Raw genomic sequence first — 14,022 nt, 5'->3', positions numbered from 1 at the left:
CCGCTTGCCGATGGGTTCAACAGACAGCAAGAGGGAGCGGCATTGCCGCTCCCTCTTGCTGCGTCTCACGGCACCCCGCCGAACCGTGAGATTACGCAGCTAGTATTGCGGGCGGCTCGCGCGGCGCTCATCACCCATAGGGAGTAGATTGCCGCGGCCGGAAGGCGGCCGCACCGCCGCCACGATCAGGACGGCCGTGCCTCGGCGGCGCTGGTAGCTGGCTGCGCTTCGGCGAGCGTCTTGCGGGTGACGGGCGCGTTCTTCGGGTCGAAGACTACCGTGGTCTGGTCCGGGAACTCCCGCTCCCAGGTATCCATCAACACCAACGCCTCTGCCGCTGTGCGCGTTTGCGAGACGCCGGTGATGTGCTGTGGGGCGTCCTTGAAACGGACCAGCGTGTACCACATGGATGCGTGCTCCTGGTAGGTTCGGCCCGGTCTGGCCGGGTGTGCCGGTTGGGGCCCCAGCTCTGCCTCCATGCTACGCCGGCCCACTTGCCACGCCTATACCGCGCCCAGCAACGCAGCGGGTTGGATCGATCGCGCCCGCGCTCCTCCGGCTGGTAGACACCCGAGCGACGAGCGAGTTAGCGGTTCGGCGGCTCGTTACTTGCCACGGCGTAGTGGAGGAACAGCTCATCGGTGGCCTCGTCGTGCAGCGCCTGCAGGAAGCGCAGCCGCGGCATCGTCTCGCGGCCAAACGGCTCGCCTTCCAGGATCGTCAGGTTCTCTTTACCGCCGACAAGCCAGGGCGCGAAGGTCAGGAACAGCTCATCCACTACACCGGCCCGCAGCAGCGTCTGGTTGATCGTCGGTCCGCCTTCGCACAGCAGCCGGCGCACACCCAGCTCCCGCCCGATCGCCCGCACGATCGCGGCGCCGTTCTCCCGCTCGTCCGGCACGACGATCAGGCGCCGGCCCGTCGCCCGGATCGCGGCGCGCTGGCGTTCCGTCGCCGCCTCGGTGACGACAACGGCGCCTTCGAACTTCGCCGAGGTGAAGAAGGGCGCGTCCAGCGGCAGCGCGCCGCGGCGGCTGACGATGACGCCGATCGGCTGCTCCGCCTGACCGCGCTGCCGGCGCCGGGCGAGCAGGGCCGCGTCGCGCATCAGCGGCGAGGAGCCGCTGATGCGCAGCGTCGCCGCGCCGTTCAGCACGGCATCGGCGTGCGAGCGCAGCTCCTGCATCATGCGCTTGTCGTCGGCGCTGCCCAGGCCGCGCTCGGAGCCGTCCACCGTCGCCTTGCCGTCGACGGAGCTGACCATGTTGATGTAGACGAACGGGCGATCGGGCGGCGGCGGGGGCAGCTCGAGCTCCGCGTAGTGGCCCGCCACGGCGGCCGCTGAACGCCAGGCCGCATCAGGATTCAACGCCATTGCGTCTTGCCCCGCTGATACAGCTCGTGCCAGACGTCGCTGCTGTCGGCGTACAGCCCCATCAGGTAGGCATGGATTTCCGGCCGCGAGAGCAGCGCATCCATGCAGCGCTGCGCCAGGTAGCGGTCGAAGATCGGCGGATTGCGGTCGATGTCCAGCGTGGCGTAGGCCGCCTCGCGCGACTCCGGCGAGGGCGTGAGCACGACGAGATCGCGCGGCGGCCCGAGCCCGATGATGCCCTTGCGGTCCAGCTCGATGATCGCCTCGCGCAGCGCCTCGCGGAACGGCGGTGCAGCGTGTTGCCCGTCTCCGTCGAGGTAGCGCTCGGCCGGCGCCGCTTCGAGCAGCGCCTGCGTGCGAGCGCAGATGCCGCCCGTGCGGAAGCGGTCGTCGTGCGCCTGGTCCGCCGAAACGAGGCCGAGCGCCAGCACGCCCAGGTATGTCTGCTCGACAGCGGTCAGGTCTTCGCGGTTGAGAGTGCTCATCGCCGGCGCCCGTGCTCAGCTTAGCACAGCCGCAGATCAGTCCCAGTCCCGCGCTGCTTACGCCTCGCTGGCGACGAGCTGCTTGCCTTTGGCCCGCGCCCGCTCGTGCGCGGAGAGCAGCCGCTTGCGCAGCCGCAGCGACTTGGGTGTCACTTCCAGCAGCTCGTCCGTGGCGAGGAAATCCAGCGACTGCTCCAGCGAGAGGATCACGGCCGGCGTCAGCCGCACGGCGATGTCGGAGGTGGATGAGCGGATGTTGGTCTGCTTCTTCTGCTTGCAGACGTTCACGGCCAGGTCGCTGTCGCGGCTGTTGAGGCCGACGATCATCCCTTCGTAGACCTGCGTGCCCGGCTCGATGAAGGTGTCGCCGCGCTCCTGCGCGTTGTTGAGGCCGTAGGTCACGGCCACGCCGTCCTCCGCGGCGATCAGGGTGCCGTTGCGCTCGCCGCCGATCGGGCCGCGCAGCGGCTCGTAGCCGATCAGCAGGCTGCTCATCGTGCCCTCGCCGCGGGTGGCCGTGAGAAAGGCGTTGCGGAAGCCGATCAGGCCGCGGGTGGGGATGCTGAACTCGACGCGCACGCCGCCGCGGCCGTCGTTTTGCAAATTAACCATCTGCGCCTGCCGCTTGGAAAGCGACTCGGTGAGAAAGCCGACGTACGCCTCCGGCGCGTCGATGACCAGGTGTTCGGTCGGCTCCATCGTCTTGCCGTCGACCTGGCGCGTGATCACCTCCGGCCGCGAGACCTGGAACTCGTAGCCCTCGCGCCGCATCGTCTCGATCAGGATGGCCAGGTGCAGCTCGCCGCGGCCGGAGACGAGCAGCGTCTCGGCGCTGTCCGTGTCCTCGACGCGCAGGCCGACGTTGGTCTCCAGCTCGCGCAGCAGCCGCTCGCGGATCTGGCGGCTGGTGACGAAGCGGCCGTCGCGACCGGCGAAGGGCGAGGTGTTGACGCCGAACGTCATCTTCACCGTCGGCTCTTCCACCGCGATCGGCGGCAGCGCCTCCGGGTTGTCCGGCGCGGCGATCGTCTCGCCGATGCCGACGCTGTCGATGCCCGTGACCGCGACGATGTCGCCGGCGCTGGCCTCGGCCAGCTCGATCCGCTCCAGGCCGCGCGTCATGAAGAGCTGGTTGATGCGATGGCGCGAGATCTCGCCCTCGCGGTTGATCAGCGCCACCGGGTCGCCGGGCGCGATGCGGCCGCGGAACAGCCGGCCGACGGCGATCTTGCCGCGGTAGTCGTCGTAGTCGAGCGTCGTGACCAGCAGTTGCAGCGGCGCCTCGGCGTCGGTGACGGGCGCGGGAATATGGTGCACGATCGCCTCGAACAGCGGTCGCAGGTCGGCGCCGGGCACCTTCGGGTCGAGCGTGGCCGTGCCCTGCTTGGCGATCGTGTAGATCACGGGGAAGTCGAGCTGCGCCTCGTCGGTGGCGAGGTCGAGGAAGAGATCCTGCGTCATCAGCAGGACTTCCTTCACGCGCGCGGCGGGCCGGTCGATCTTGTTGATCACGACGATGGGTTTGAGGCCCATCTCAAACGCCTTCTTCAGCACGAAGCGCGTCTGCGGCATCGGCCCTTCCACGGCGTCCACCAGCAGCAGGCAGCCGTCGGCCATGTTCAGCACGCGCTCGACCTCGCCGCCGAAGTCGGCGTGACCCGGCGTGTCGATGATGTTGATCTTGATCTGGCCGTACATCACCGCCGTGTTCTTGGCGAGGATGGTGATGCCTTTCTCGCGCTCCAGGTCGCCGCGGTCGAGGATCAGCGTGCCGACGTGCTCGTGCTCGCGGAAGACGTGTGACTGCTTCAGCAGGCCATCGACGAGCGTGGTCTTGCCGTGGTCGACGTGCGCGATGATCGCGACGTTGCGGATGTCCTGCCGGGTGGCGTCGGTCATAAAACGGTTCAGTCCTTGGCTCGAAGCGCCCTGCCGTCCCGCGCGGTGTGGCGGCGCCTCCGCGGGGCAGACAAAAGCCCCGAACGTCTCGGGGCTGCGCGGGCCGCTCTCATGCGGCGCAATCCCTGGTGATGTCCTTCACATGATAGCACAGTTCGCCGGCCGGTGCTCGTCCACGCGGCTGCGCTGCGACGGCTCAGCCGCCTTCAATCTCCACCCAGGTGGTGAGGTCGCTCAGGTTCGGCCGGCCGTCGTGGCGCCAGGTGATCGGCGGCTCCTGCATGCGGCCGAGCGGGCAGATGCGCGTGGCCAGCCGCGAGAGCACCGGCTCGAGCGTGCGCGTGCGTTGCGGGGTGGCGGCCAGGCCGATACAGGAGATTGACAACCCGGCGCAGGCGGCGGGCAGGGCGGCGGCCAGGTCGTCCGCCGGCACGACCGCGATCGCGCGGTGCTCGCCACCGCTGCCGGGGTCAAGACGTGGCAGCAGCAGCACGGTCCAGTCGGTCGAGCCGGCGCTCTCCCACAGCCGCACGCCCGGCTCGACCGCGGCGCGGAAGCGCACGGCCTCGCGCACGGCGCGGACGCGGGCGTGGCCGGCGGCGTCCAGCGGACCGCGCGGCAGGCGCGAACGCAGCCCGTCCAGCTCGGCGCCGAGCAGCTCGCAGAAGGCTTCCGGCGCCGTCTCGCCGCCGCGTTCGAGCAGGGCGAACTGAGGCGACAGGCAGCCCCGCTGGTCGAACAGTGCCACGTCCCAGGCGAGCCGCCGCGCCGTCTCCGTCGCTGCCCCGGCCGTCAGCGCCTCGCGGGCGATGGCGGCGACGGAGAGCGCGTGGCCGTAGCCGACGAAGCGCGTCGTCGCCGGCGTCATCGCCCGGTACGTCGCGACCGTCTCAGCCGAACCGTAGACGATCACGGCCCCCGCGCCGGCCAGCGCCTCGCGCTCGAGCGGTTCGTCGCCGCCGGACCACGGGAGCACCGCCAGCGCGCCGGCAAGGCGCGGCTCGACGCGGGCGAGCAGTTGCGCGAAGACGGCTGGAATGAGCGGATCGTGCGAGGACGGCTTGGCGAGCACCGGCGATTTGAGCAGCAGGCCGCAGATCAGACTGAAGACGGGCACGGTCGGCACGGTGCCGGCGAAAACGTGCACCTGGCGGCCGGGGCCGCGGGCCATGTGCCGTGGACCGTTCTCTGAGGTCACAAAGCCGTCGAGCGCCGCGGGGTCGCCGAGCTCGGCGGTCAGCAGCCGCCGCAAGCCATGCTCGCCAAACTCGGGCAGCATGTGGTCGATCGCGTAAGCCAGCGTCTCGCGTGAGTAGCCGGTGAGCGCCGGGCCGTGCTCCAGCAGCGCCGCGCGGCCCGGATCGCCAGGCTCCCGCCAGCACGCCAACGCCCGATCGATCGCCGCGACGATCTCGCACACCGGCATATTGCGAAGCCGCGGCGCGGCCCCGTCGAGCGCGGCCACGGCCGCGCACACCAGCTCCGGCGAGACGGCGAGCCTGCGTAACCCGCCTTCAGCCCCCGGATCCCGCGGATCGATCTCCCCTTCTCCCAGGATTGGGAGAAGGGGCCGGGGGATGAGGGCCGAAAGCCCGGGCGGCAAATACCATAGGTCGAGCGGCGTCATGCGCGTGGCTGCTGCGCGAGCAGCAGATCGTCCAGCGCGATCGAGCAGCCGCGCGCCTCGGCGCCCTGCGCCCGGCCCAGCACCTCGAAGCCGTCTGCCACGGTGCGGCCGAGGTCTTCCGTCTGCACCGCCGCCACGGAATAGAGGTTGCTGAGGTCGAAGAAGCGCAGCACGCCGGTCGCGCCCTCGGCGGCGGGCCGCATCGTCTCCGGGTCCAGCGCCTGCACGCGGCACCAGGGCGGCGCCAGCTTGCGCAATGGCCGGCGGCGCCGCGCCTCGTGGTCGATCAGCGTGGCGTCGTAGAATTGCGAGCACAGCTCGGTCATGCCGTACTCGTTGACCAGGTACTGCTCCTGCAGGCCGAAGACCTCGCGGTAGAGCCGGTACAGCTCATCGCGCGGCACCTCGCGCGAGCGGCCCTTGAAGCCGCCGGTGTCCATCAGGCGGCTGCGCTTCGGCAGCGCCCAGCGCAGGCCGCGTCCGGCGCACGCATCGAGGAAATGGACGAAGGCGAAGGCCGTGCCCAGCAGCATCACCGGCTTCGCCTCCGCCTCGGCCAGCGAGAGGTCGCGGGCCAGCGCGTCCGCGTGCAGGCCGGCCTCGTCGACGTAGTAGGCGCAGTCCTCGGCCAGCTCGCGCTCGATCGCGCCGAACATGTGCGAGAGCGAGGAGTGCGGCAGCTCTGCCGGCGACTGCGCCAGCACGAGCGCCGGCGGACGGGCGCCGTCGGGCAGCAGCGCCGCCTCGAAGTGCGCCAGCAGCGAGGCGTTGTACAGCTTTGCCGAAGCGAGGTAGTGCGTGCCCTGGCGGCCGCCCTGCGTCGTGCCGCTGGTGGTGAAGACCAGCTCGGCATCGTCCGGCGGGAAACAGGTGAGCGGCAGCTCTTTGAAGGCCGCCGTGGGCACGGCCGGAACCTCGCGCCAGTCGCGCACCGTCGCCGGCGCGGCGCCTTTCAGCTCGCAGTAGCGGCGGTATGGCTCGTTGCGCGCGTACTGAATGGCGAAGACGTCGAGCGCGAGGTGGTTGAAGGCGTCGTCGGGCATGGGCACGCCGGCGCCGCCGTGGATGACGGCAAGGACGCGCTGCTCCAGCGCTTGCAGCAACCGATCGCGCGGCATAGGGTGCGGCGGCCCTCCGACCTGAGGATAGCACGCGGCTCAGTTCGGCTCAGCGGGACGAGAAGCGCTGTACCGCCGTCTCCACCGGAGCGCGGCTGGTGGCTGACCACATCGTCGTCGGCGAGTAGCGCTCAGTGCGACCGGTTCAAGCGAAAAGGAGCCGGCCTTTCGGCTCGGGGATGGTTCGCCCCAACTCGCGCGCCGTCTCGGTCCATTCCTGTGCCACCACCTGCAGGGTAGCCAGCGCTTCCTGCGGTGTCGGGCCATCTGCCGCACACCCCGGCAGTTCCGGCATTTCGGCGATGAAGGCCGCGTCGTCCTCACTCCAGTAAATGATGGTCTCGTACTTGAACGGCGAGCTGTTCACGGCGCTCCGGCTCCTGTGAGCTTGTAGTTGACGATCACCTGGCGCACCTGCCTCACCTGATAGGGCTTCGCCAGTCCTCCAGCCTGCGGTTGAAGGTTGAGAATCTCGACGACGCCCGCGCGTGTGAAGATATGGTGGCTGCCCCGTATCCGCTCCTCGAAGCCCAAACTCAGGAGCAGCGTGCGCAGCGCCTCGAAGCGGATCGTACGATCTGCTGCACCGCTGAGGACGCGTGCCAGCAGCCGCCGGCGACGGCTTCCCCCGTCGCGAGTTTCGCTCACCTCACTGCATGCCCCTGCCCGGCGGGTGCCGCGCGACGCTGGAACTCGACCGCGTCCGACTGCGCCTGCGTGATTCCGAGATCGTCCATCACCTGTTCCAGCGTGCGCAACTGCTCGGGGTGCGCGTCGGCCCATTCCATCGCGCGCCATACCGCCGCACCGTAGCCGGCATCTGCGTCGTCGGCCCTGCGCACCCGTAGCTCGCCATCGACGATCGTGTATGCTACAACGCCACCATCGCCCAGCCCGAGCGCCTCGCGCACGGACCGGGGCAGATAGAGGCGATCCTTGCGGTCCAGCCTGGCGTACGGCATGGCTCAGCTCCTGTGCTGCGAGGATAGCAGCCGCGCTCGCGGCGTAGAATCGTAGCGACGGCTTATACAGGCACTTGATCGAGGCTGAGCGGTCGTATGGCCTCCAGCTTGCGCGGGTTGCAGAAGGTAGGAGAGCTGAGCCTGCTCTGGATCGCGCTCGCGTTTGGCCCCGGCCTCCTGCTACTGATTGCCTTACCGCCGGCCTCCCCGACTCTAGATATCCACTATTCAGCGGTACAGTACGCGGCCGCGATCGTCGCCACGCTGCCGGCGTTCGCAGCTTCGGTCGCGCTCGGCGTGTTGCTCTTCCGCCGTCGCCAGGGCAGCGGCTGGCCACTCGTCGCCGGCCTGCTCGTGCTCGTGGTTGACGCGCGCTCTGTGCCGCTGCTGTGGGTGGCCTTCCGTGCTGCGTCGTAGGTACTCTTAATCAAGAGACACCTGTTGAGCTGGCCGCGACGTGGCCGGCTCAAACGGAGGACGGCATGGCGAACGGCAGCGAACGGAAGACGGCATTGGTGGTCGGCGCGCACCCGGACGATCCGGACTTCGGCGCGGGCGGCACGGCGGCGCTGTGGACGCGGCAGGGCTGGGATTTCTACTACCTGGTCTGCACCAACGGCAGCAAGGGCAGCGCCAACGCCGAGGTCAATCCCGCGGATCTGATCGAATCGCGCCGCGCCGAGCAGCGCCAGGCCGCGCAGACGCTGGGCGTGGTCGATTGCTTCTTCTACGACGGCATCGACGGCGAGCTGCAGCCCACGCGCGAGTTTTTGGGCTGGGTGGTGCGGCAGATCCGCACGCTGCGGCCGGACGCGGTGTTCACGCACAGCACCGAGCAGATCATTCGCGACAGCTTCATCAACCACACCGACCACCGCGTCACCGGCCAGGTGACGCTGGACGCGATCTACCCGGCGGCGCGCGACATCTTCAACTTCCCCGAGCAGATCGCTGAGGGCTTGCAGCCGCACAAGGTGCTGGACATCTATATCTGGGGCTCGAACACGCCCAACTTCGAGGTCGAGATCGAAGCAGTGATCGACGTTAAGATCGAGGCGCTGATGCGGCACATGTCGCAGTTTGCCCGTCGCGAGGGCTTCCGCGAGTCGGTGCGCGACCGCTGGAAGAACGACGAGGGGCGTCTGGTCGAGTCGTTCCGGCGCGTGCAGATGCGGGGCTAGGCGCCGCGCCAACACCTGCCGCCGGCGAGACCGAAGCAGCAGACCGGTGCAGCGTGAAATCATGCCGGAGACGGTGACAACGCGCTTTTGCATCGAGTGCGGCGCGGCGCTGGAGCAGCGCGAGGCGTTCGGCCGCCCGCGCCCGGTCTGCCCCGCCTGCGGCCACGTGCACTTCGAAGACCCGAAGGTCGGCGTCGGCGTGGTGGCGACGCGCAGCGGCGCGATCCTGCTGACGCGGCGCAACCACGAGCCGCGCATGGGCATGTGGAGCTTCCCCGCCGGCTTTGTCGACGCCTACGAGAACGTCGTCGAGGCGGCGGCGCGCGAGGCCTGGGAAGAGACGGGTGTGCGCGTGCGCGTCGGTCCGCTGCTGGGCGTCTTCCAGGAGCCGGGCAGCCGCGTCGTTTTCATCGCCTTCGCCGCCGAGGCCGGTGAAGAGCCGCCGGTCTGCGGCGACGAATGCCTCGACGTGCGCTACTTCGCGCCGGAGGCGCTGCCGCCGCTCGCCTTCCAGACCGACGCGGCGGTGCTCGACGCCTGGCGCCGGCTCGCCGCGGCCGACGGCGCCGGTGCGGCAGAACGCAGCGCCGACCGGGAAAGTGGCTGAGCGGTGGAGCTGAGCGCGGCGATCAAGGCGCGGGCGCGGGAGCTGGGCTTCGTGGCCGTCGGCATCGCCCTCGCTGAGCCGGACGCGGCGGCCCGCTTCGTCTTCCACGAGCGCATCGACCTCGGCATGTACGACGGTCTGCCCTGGTTCAACCACGCCCGCGCCGACCGCGCCACCGAGCCTGGGCGCGCGTTGCATGACGCGGCCTCGGTGATTACGCTGGCCGCGCCCTACAAGACGGAGTACGCGCCGGATGAGCCGATCGTGGGGCTGCGCGGCCGTGTGGCGCGCTACGCCTGGGGCCGCGACTATCACCGCGTGCTGGAGAAGAAGCTGCGCAGCCTCGCCGCCTTCATCGAAGAACGCTGCGGCGGGCGCTCGCGCGGGCTGGTAGACTACGGGCCGCTGGCAGAGCGCGCCTATGCGGCGCGGGCCGGCATCGGCTGGTTCGGCAAGAACACCAACCTGCTGCTGCCCGGACTCGGCTCCTGGGTGCTGCTGGCCGAGCTGGTGACCACGGCGCCGCTGGAGCCGGATGCGCCCCTCGCCAAGAGTTGCGGCGGCTGCACACGCTGCATCGCCGCCTGTCCCACGGGCGCGATCAGCGGCCCGTACGTCGTCGATAACCGCCGCTGTATCTCCTTCCAGACGATCGAGAACCGCGGCTGGATTCCGCACGAGCTGCGACCGCTGCTGGGCGACTGGGTGTTCGGCTGCGACCTTTGCCAGGACGTCTGCCCGGTTGGCGGCGGCCACGAAGGGGCCAGCCTGCCGGAATTCTCGCCGGCAACGCTTGATGCGGCGCTGCCGGAACTGACCGGCCTGCTCGCGCTCACGGAGGAGCGGTTCCGCGCCCGCTTCCAGGGGCGGGCGATCATGCGCGCCAAACGGGCCGGACTGGCGCGCAACGTCTGCGTGGCGCTCGGCAACCTTGGAGACGCACGGGCCGAGCCGGCGCTCAGCGCGGCGCTGGCGCATGATCCGGCGCCGATCGTGCGCGGCCACGCGGCCTGGGCGCTGGGCCGCATCGGCGGCGCCGAAGGGCGTGCCGCCCTGGCGCAGGCGCAGGAGCGGGAGCGCGACGCCGCCGTGCTGGAGGAGATCGCCGCGGCGCTTGCCGGCGCGAGCGGTGCGGCGGACGGCGACGGCGTGCTCTCCACGCCGGCGGCCTGGCTCGCGGGGCCGTGGCGGCGCTGAGCCGCGCGCTTGACAGCGCAGCCCCGTGAGGCGCTACCGTCCGCTCAGCCGCGCCAGCCGTTCGTGCGCCAACCAGAGGAGAAGTGACCATGACCACGCAACCGCAGCCGCAAGCCGACGCCCTCGATGTTGATGCCCTGCTGCAGCAGGCGGTGAAGAAGCTGACGCTGATCGAACGGCGGCGGATCGAGGCAGGCGTGATCGTGCCGCTGATCCGCGCCTTCCAGCAGGAGATCGGGGAAGAGCGCGCCAACGCGATCGCGCGCAAAGTCATCGTCGAGGTAGCTGAAGAACAGGGCCGCCAGTCGGCCGCGGCGAAGGGCCGCAACGACCTGCTCGCCTTCTCGGAGAACATGCAGGCCTTCAGCGGCGGCGGGGCGCTGGAGATCGAGCTGGTGGAGCGCAACGAGGAGCGGCTGGGCTTCAACGTGCGCCGCTGCCGCTTCGCCGAGATGTACCGGGCGCTGGGCGCCGGCGACCTGGGCGGCATCCTCTCCTGCAACCGCGACTTTTCCAACGTTGGCGGCTTCAACCCGGCGATCGGCCTGACGCGTACGCAGACGATCATGCAGGGCGCCGAGTTCTGCGACTTCCGCTACCGCACCGCCGGCGCCGCGCCGGAGGGCCAGCAAGCGTCCACCTGACCGACGCCGTGAAAGCGGCCGGCAGGGCGCCCCCGCGCGTCCCTGCCCCAGGTCGCTAACTCGACCCTACCCGGAACTTCCTCCCCAGGATCGCCCCTCTCCCTCTCCCAGGCTTGGGAGAGGGAGAGGGGTAAGGGGGTGAGGGTGAGGGCCCGCCGCCCGTCTCGCCTCAGTGCCCCGCTGCCACCGCCGGCGTCGCCGCACGCTCGCCCGCGCCGCGGTGCATGGTCGCGGCGGCGTCCTCGTCGCGGATGAGGAAGGCGAAGGCCACGCCGATCACGCCGAGGATCACGCCGGCGAAGAAGGCGTCGTGGAAGCCGAGCAGACCGGCGTGCTGGCCCAGCGGCGTGCGCAGGAACTGCGGGGCGAACGCCTTGAGGCCGTAGTGCGCCGCCCGGTCGAACAGCACCGTCGCCAGGATCGCCACGCCGAACGAGGAGCTGACCTGGCGGTTGGTGTTGAACAGCGATGAGGCGCGGCCCGTGTCCTGCGGCGTGATCGTGGCGTAGGTCGCCGCCTGCAGCGGAATGAAGGTGAAGGCCATGGCGATGCCGCGGATGAACATGATGCCCACGATCCACCAGACGTTCGTTCCCAGGTCAACCCAGAGGAACATCGCCGAGCTGACGGCGAACAGCGTCAGCGCTACGATCAGCAGCCGCCGCGGACCGACCGTCGGGTAGAGCCGGCCGGAAAGCTGGGCGAACAGCACCACGGCCAGCGCCTGCGGCACCAGGATCACGCCGGTCTCGACCGCGGAGTAGCCGCGCAGCGACTGCAGGAAGAGCGGCAGCAGGAAGAGCACGCTGATCAGGCTGGCGGAGGCCGTGAAGTAGACGATGTTGGCGTTGCGGAACATGCGGTCCGCGAGCAGCCGCAGGTCCAGCATCGGCTGGGCGCGTCGCAGCTCCACGAACACCATGGCGACGAAGCAGGCGATGCCGGTGAGACCGCTTCCCAGCACCGTGGCCGAGGTCCAGCCGTCTTCCGGCGCCTTCGAGAGCGCGTAGAGCACCAGCGCCAGCCCGCCGCCGGAGAGCACGAAGCCCCAGAGGTCGAAGGCGCCGCTCCGCGGCTCGGTGTGCTCCTTGAGGAAGAGCCAGCAGAAAAAGAAGCCGATCACGCCGATCGGTACGTTCACATAAAAGATCCAGCGCCAGCTCACGTCGTCCACCAGCAGGCCGCCGATGATCGGGCCCAGCGCCGGCGCGATCACCGTCGGGATGGTCAGCACGAGCGAGGCGCGGGCCCGTTCGGAGGGCGGAAAGGCGCGGAAGAGCATCGCCGTGCCCACCGGCGTCATCATGCCGCCGCCGACGCCCTGCAGGATGCGGAAGGCGATCAACTGCTCGATGTTCTGCGAGAGGCCGCAGAGCGCCGAGCTGACGGTGAACATGGCGAGGGCGAACATGAAGGTCCGCTTGGTGCCGAACGTATCGCCGATCCAGCCCGAGGCGGGGATCCAGATCGCGAGGCTGAGCAGATAGCCGGTGACCACCCATTCGAGCCCGCTGCTGTCCGCCTTGAGCTTCTGCCCCAGCACCGGCAGCGCTACGTTGACGATCGTCAGGTCCATCAGGTCCATGAACAGGCCGACGGTGAAGGCGGCGGCCACCAGCCACTTGTAGGGGGCGTTGCGCAGTCGGGTCATGGTTGCACCGTTCCGGCAGGATGGTAGACTGATTATTGGACCCTTCGGTCCAACTTCTGCAATTTAGACCGCGGAGTCCAGATTGTCAACGGATCGATCGGGCGGGTCGCCCCCCGGCCAAACGGCCGGTGCGGGCGGCGACTGGCGCGCGGCCAGGCGGCAACATCTGCTGGACGCCGCGCGCAGCGTTTTCCTGCGCGACGGCTACCGCGGCGCGACGATGGAGCGGGTGGCGGAAGAGGCCGGCGTCAGCAAGCAGACGTTGTACAACAACTTCGGCGACAAAGAAGAGCTGTTCACCGCCCTGCTCGAACGCAAGAGCGAGACCGACCTGGCCGACGCGATCGCGGCCGCGATCGCGTCGGCCGCGCACGCCGACCCGGCGCAGGCGATGCGGCAGGCGGCGGAAGCCGTCGTGCGTCGCGGGCTGGACTCGGAGTTCGTCGGCCTGCACCGCATCATCATCGAGCTTGCCGCCGAGTTGCCCGAGGTGAAGCTGCGCGTACACGAGCGCGTGTTTCTCAAGAGCGTGACCGCCCTGCAAGCGGCGATCGAGCAGGGCATGGCGAACGGCACGCTCGCGCCCGGCGACGCCGAAGCGCTGGCCTACATCCTCTTCGGGATCTCGGCGGCTACCGGCCTCTTCCGCGCGGGCAGTGCCGGCGGCAGCACCACGGAGCCGCTGCCCGTGCGCATGGCGACGGCGCTGGGCGAGGTACTGGCGCACGGCCTGCTGGCGCAGCCGGGAATGAGGGCGCGTTCCTGATCTCGCCGTCTGCGCGCGCCAGACCGCAAGGATCGAAGCTCAGTTCGCCGGCGACGCCTGCCTGAACCTGCGGGGAGCCGCGTTCTCGCCTCCGGCTCTCGATCAGCGATGCGCAGGCACCGCGGCCGGATCCAGGATGAGGACGCTTCTGGCGACCTCGCCGGCCTTCATCGCCCGCATCGCCTCGTTCACGTCCTCCAGCTTCCCCCGCCGCGTGATCATCTCATCGAGCTTCAGCCGCCCCTGCCGGTAGAACTCGATGTACTGCGGCATATGAATGCGGAACTTGTTCGACCCCATCATCGTGCCTTGAATCCTCTTCTCGCGCAGGAAGGATGGCCCGTCCAGCTCCACCTTCTGCCCCACGGGGATCATGCCGATGATCGTCGCCGTGCCGCCGTTCTTGAGGCACTCAAAGCACTGCTCGGCGGCCTTCTTTAGCCCGATCGCCTCGAAGGCGTAGTCCACGCCGCCGCCGGTCATGTCGCGAATCGCCTTCACCGCATCGGT

Annotated in this window: 17 protein-coding genes; 6 read left to right on the top strand and 11 right to left on the bottom strand. The window is 69.7% G+C overall.

All coding sequences use genetic code 11. The features are described from left to right. Positions 1–185 precede the first annotated feature (185 nt). The 9 genes from VKV26_21045 to VKV26_21005 form a co-directional block, all read right to left on the bottom strand. Positions 186–407 carry a hypothetical protein gene (locus VKV26_21045; GenBank protein ID HLZ72399.1) on the bottom strand — a complete coding sequence of 74 codons (222 nt, stop codon included), beginning with the start codon at positions 405–407 and terminating at the stop codon, positions 186–188. Positions 408–586: 179 nt separating this feature from the next. Continuing rightward, positions 587–1,375, bottom strand: a complete 789-nt coding sequence (locus VKV26_21040; GenBank protein ID HLZ72398.1) for a dihydrofolate reductase family protein — start codon at positions 1,373–1,375, stop codon at positions 587–589. After that, positions 1,366–1,860, bottom strand: coding sequence for a hypothetical protein (locus tag VKV26_21035; GenBank protein HLZ72397.1), 495 nt, complete (start codon positions 1,858–1,860; stop codon positions 1,366–1,368). Before VKV26_21035 ends, VKV26_21040 begins: the two co-directional genes overlap by 10 nt. 57 nt (positions 1,861–1,917) lie before the next feature. After that, complete coding sequence (gene typA, locus VKV26_21030) at positions 1,918–3,759, bottom strand: translational GTPase TypA (protein HLZ72396.1); 1,842 nt, start codon at positions 3,757–3,759, stop codon at positions 1,918–1,920. A 196-nt stretch (positions 3,760–3,955) separates the two neighbouring features. Further along, on the bottom strand, positions 3,956–5,224 hold the full coding sequence (locus VKV26_21025; GenBank protein HLZ72395.1) for an acyl-CoA reductase: 1,269 nt from the start codon (positions 5,222–5,224) through the stop codon (positions 3,956–3,958). 158 nt (positions 5,225–5,382) lie between these two features. Next, positions 5,383–6,504, bottom strand: a complete 1,122-nt coding sequence (locus VKV26_21020) for a long-chain fatty acid--CoA ligase (protein HLZ72394.1) — start codon at positions 6,502–6,504, stop codon at positions 5,383–5,385. A gap of 145 nt (positions 6,505–6,649) precedes the next feature. After that, positions 6,650–6,871 (bottom strand): type II toxin-antitoxin system HicB family antitoxin, encoded by a 222-nt coding sequence (locus VKV26_21015; protein HLZ72393.1) that lies wholly within the window; start codon positions 6,869–6,871, stop codon positions 6,650–6,652. Beyond that, a complete protein-coding gene (locus VKV26_21010; GenBank protein ID HLZ72392.1) occupies positions 6,868–7,152 on the bottom strand; it encodes a type II toxin-antitoxin system HicA family toxin in 285 nt (94 codons plus the stop codon). The genes VKV26_21015 and VKV26_21010 overlap by 4 nt, the downstream gene beginning before the upstream one ends. Continuing rightward, complete coding sequence (locus VKV26_21005; GenBank protein HLZ72391.1) at positions 7,149–7,466, bottom strand: AbrB/MazE/SpoVT family DNA-binding domain-containing protein; 318 nt, start codon at positions 7,464–7,466, stop codon at positions 7,149–7,151. The genes VKV26_21010 and VKV26_21005 overlap by 4 nt, the downstream gene beginning before the upstream one ends. Before the next feature lie 96 nt (positions 7,467–7,562). On the opposite strand from VKV26_21005, the gene VKV26_21000 reads away from it, so the two are divergent. The 5 genes from VKV26_21000 (at position 7,563) to VKV26_20980 (ending at position 11,095) form a co-directional block, all read left to right on the top strand. After that, positions 7,563–7,883, top strand: a complete 321-nt coding sequence (locus tag VKV26_21000) for a hypothetical protein (protein ID HLZ72390.1) — start codon at positions 7,563–7,565, stop codon at positions 7,881–7,883. A gap of 65 nt (positions 7,884–7,948) precedes the next feature. Next, positions 7,949–8,647, top strand: coding sequence for a PIG-L deacetylase family protein (locus tag VKV26_20995; protein HLZ72389.1), 699 nt, complete (start codon positions 7,949–7,951; stop codon positions 8,645–8,647). Positions 8,648–8,693: 46 nt separating this feature from the next. Next, positions 8,694–9,254 (top strand): NUDIX hydrolase, encoded by a 561-nt coding sequence (locus VKV26_20990; protein HLZ72388.1) that lies wholly within the window; start codon positions 8,694–8,696, stop codon positions 9,252–9,254. A gap of 3 nt (positions 9,255–9,257) precedes the next feature. Next, a complete protein-coding gene (gene queG, locus VKV26_20985) occupies positions 9,258–10,451 on the top strand; it encodes a tRNA epoxyqueuosine(34) reductase QueG (protein ID HLZ72387.1) in 1,194 nt (397 codons plus the stop codon). An 89-nt stretch (positions 10,452–10,540) separates the two neighbouring features. Beyond that, complete coding sequence (locus VKV26_20980) at positions 10,541–11,095, top strand: L-2-amino-thiazoline-4-carboxylic acid hydrolase (GenBank protein HLZ72386.1); 555 nt, start codon at positions 10,541–10,543, stop codon at positions 11,093–11,095. Positions 11,096–11,264: 169 nt separating this feature from the next. Here the strand turns inward: VKV26_20980 and VKV26_20975 are convergent, their stop codons facing one another. Next, complete coding sequence (locus VKV26_20975; GenBank protein ID HLZ72385.1) at positions 11,265–12,746, bottom strand: MDR family MFS transporter; 1,482 nt, start codon at positions 12,744–12,746, stop codon at positions 11,265–11,267. 82 nt (positions 12,747–12,828) lie between these two features. Here VKV26_20975 and VKV26_20970 point away from each other — a divergent pair, with 82 nt between their 5' ends. After that, positions 12,829–13,512 carry a TetR/AcrR family transcriptional regulator gene (locus tag VKV26_20970; GenBank protein HLZ72384.1) on the top strand — a complete coding sequence of 228 codons (684 nt, stop codon included), beginning with the start codon at positions 12,829–12,831 and terminating at the stop codon, positions 13,510–13,512. A 102-nt stretch (positions 13,513–13,614) separates the two neighbouring features. Here VKV26_20970 and VKV26_20965 read toward each other — a convergent pair. After that, on the bottom strand, positions 13,615–14,022 hold a 408-nt coding region (locus VKV26_20965), incomplete at its 5' end, for a zinc-binding dehydrogenase (GenBank protein HLZ72383.1).

The sequence above is a fragment of the Dehalococcoidia bacterium genome (assembly GCA_035310145.1).
Lineage (GTDB): Bacteria > Chloroflexota > Dehalococcoidia > CAUJGQ01 > CAUJGQ01 > CALFMN01.
The sequence above is the reverse complement of the archived record's forward strand: the minus strand, read 5'-3'. Positions and strand labels throughout refer to the sequence as shown.

What these genes read in the sequence shown, in the direction of transcription:
- VKV26_21045 (HLZ72399.1), bottom strand. Translation starts at nt 407, where the DNA reads ATGTGGTACACGCTGGTCCGTTTCAAGGACGCCCCACAGCACATCACC.
- VKV26_21040 (HLZ72398.1), bottom strand. Translation starts at nt 1,375, where the DNA reads ATGGCGTTGAATCCTGATGCGGCCTGGCGTTCAGCGGCCGCCGTGGCG.
- VKV26_21035 (HLZ72397.1), bottom strand. Translation starts at nt 1,860, where the DNA reads ATGAGCACTCTCAACCGCGAAGACCTGACCGCTGTCGAGCAGACATAC.
- typA (HLZ72396.1), bottom strand. Translation starts at nt 3,759, where the DNA reads ATGACCGACGCCACCCGGCAGGACATCCGCAACGTCGCGATCATCGCG.
- VKV26_21020 (HLZ72394.1), bottom strand. Translation starts at nt 6,504, where the DNA reads ATGCCGCGCGATCGGTTGCTGCAAGCGCTGGAGCAGCGCGTCCTTGCC.
- VKV26_21005 (HLZ72391.1), bottom strand. Translation starts at nt 7,466, where the DNA reads ATGCCGTACGCCAGGCTGGACCGCAAGGATCGCCTCTATCTGCCCCGG.
- VKV26_21000 (HLZ72390.1), top strand. Translation starts at nt 7,563, where the DNA reads ATGGCCTCCAGCTTGCGCGGGTTGCAGAAGGTAGGAGAGCTGAGCCTG.
- VKV26_20995 (HLZ72389.1), top strand. Translation starts at nt 7,949, where the DNA reads ATGGCGAACGGCAGCGAACGGAAGACGGCATTGGTGGTCGGCGCGCAC.
- VKV26_20980 (HLZ72386.1), top strand. Translation starts at nt 10,541, where the DNA reads ATGACCACGCAACCGCAGCCGCAAGCCGACGCCCTCGATGTTGATGCC.
- VKV26_20975 (HLZ72385.1), bottom strand. Translation starts at nt 12,746, where the DNA reads ATGACCCGACTGCGCAACGCCCCCTACAAGTGGCTGGTGGCCGCCGCC.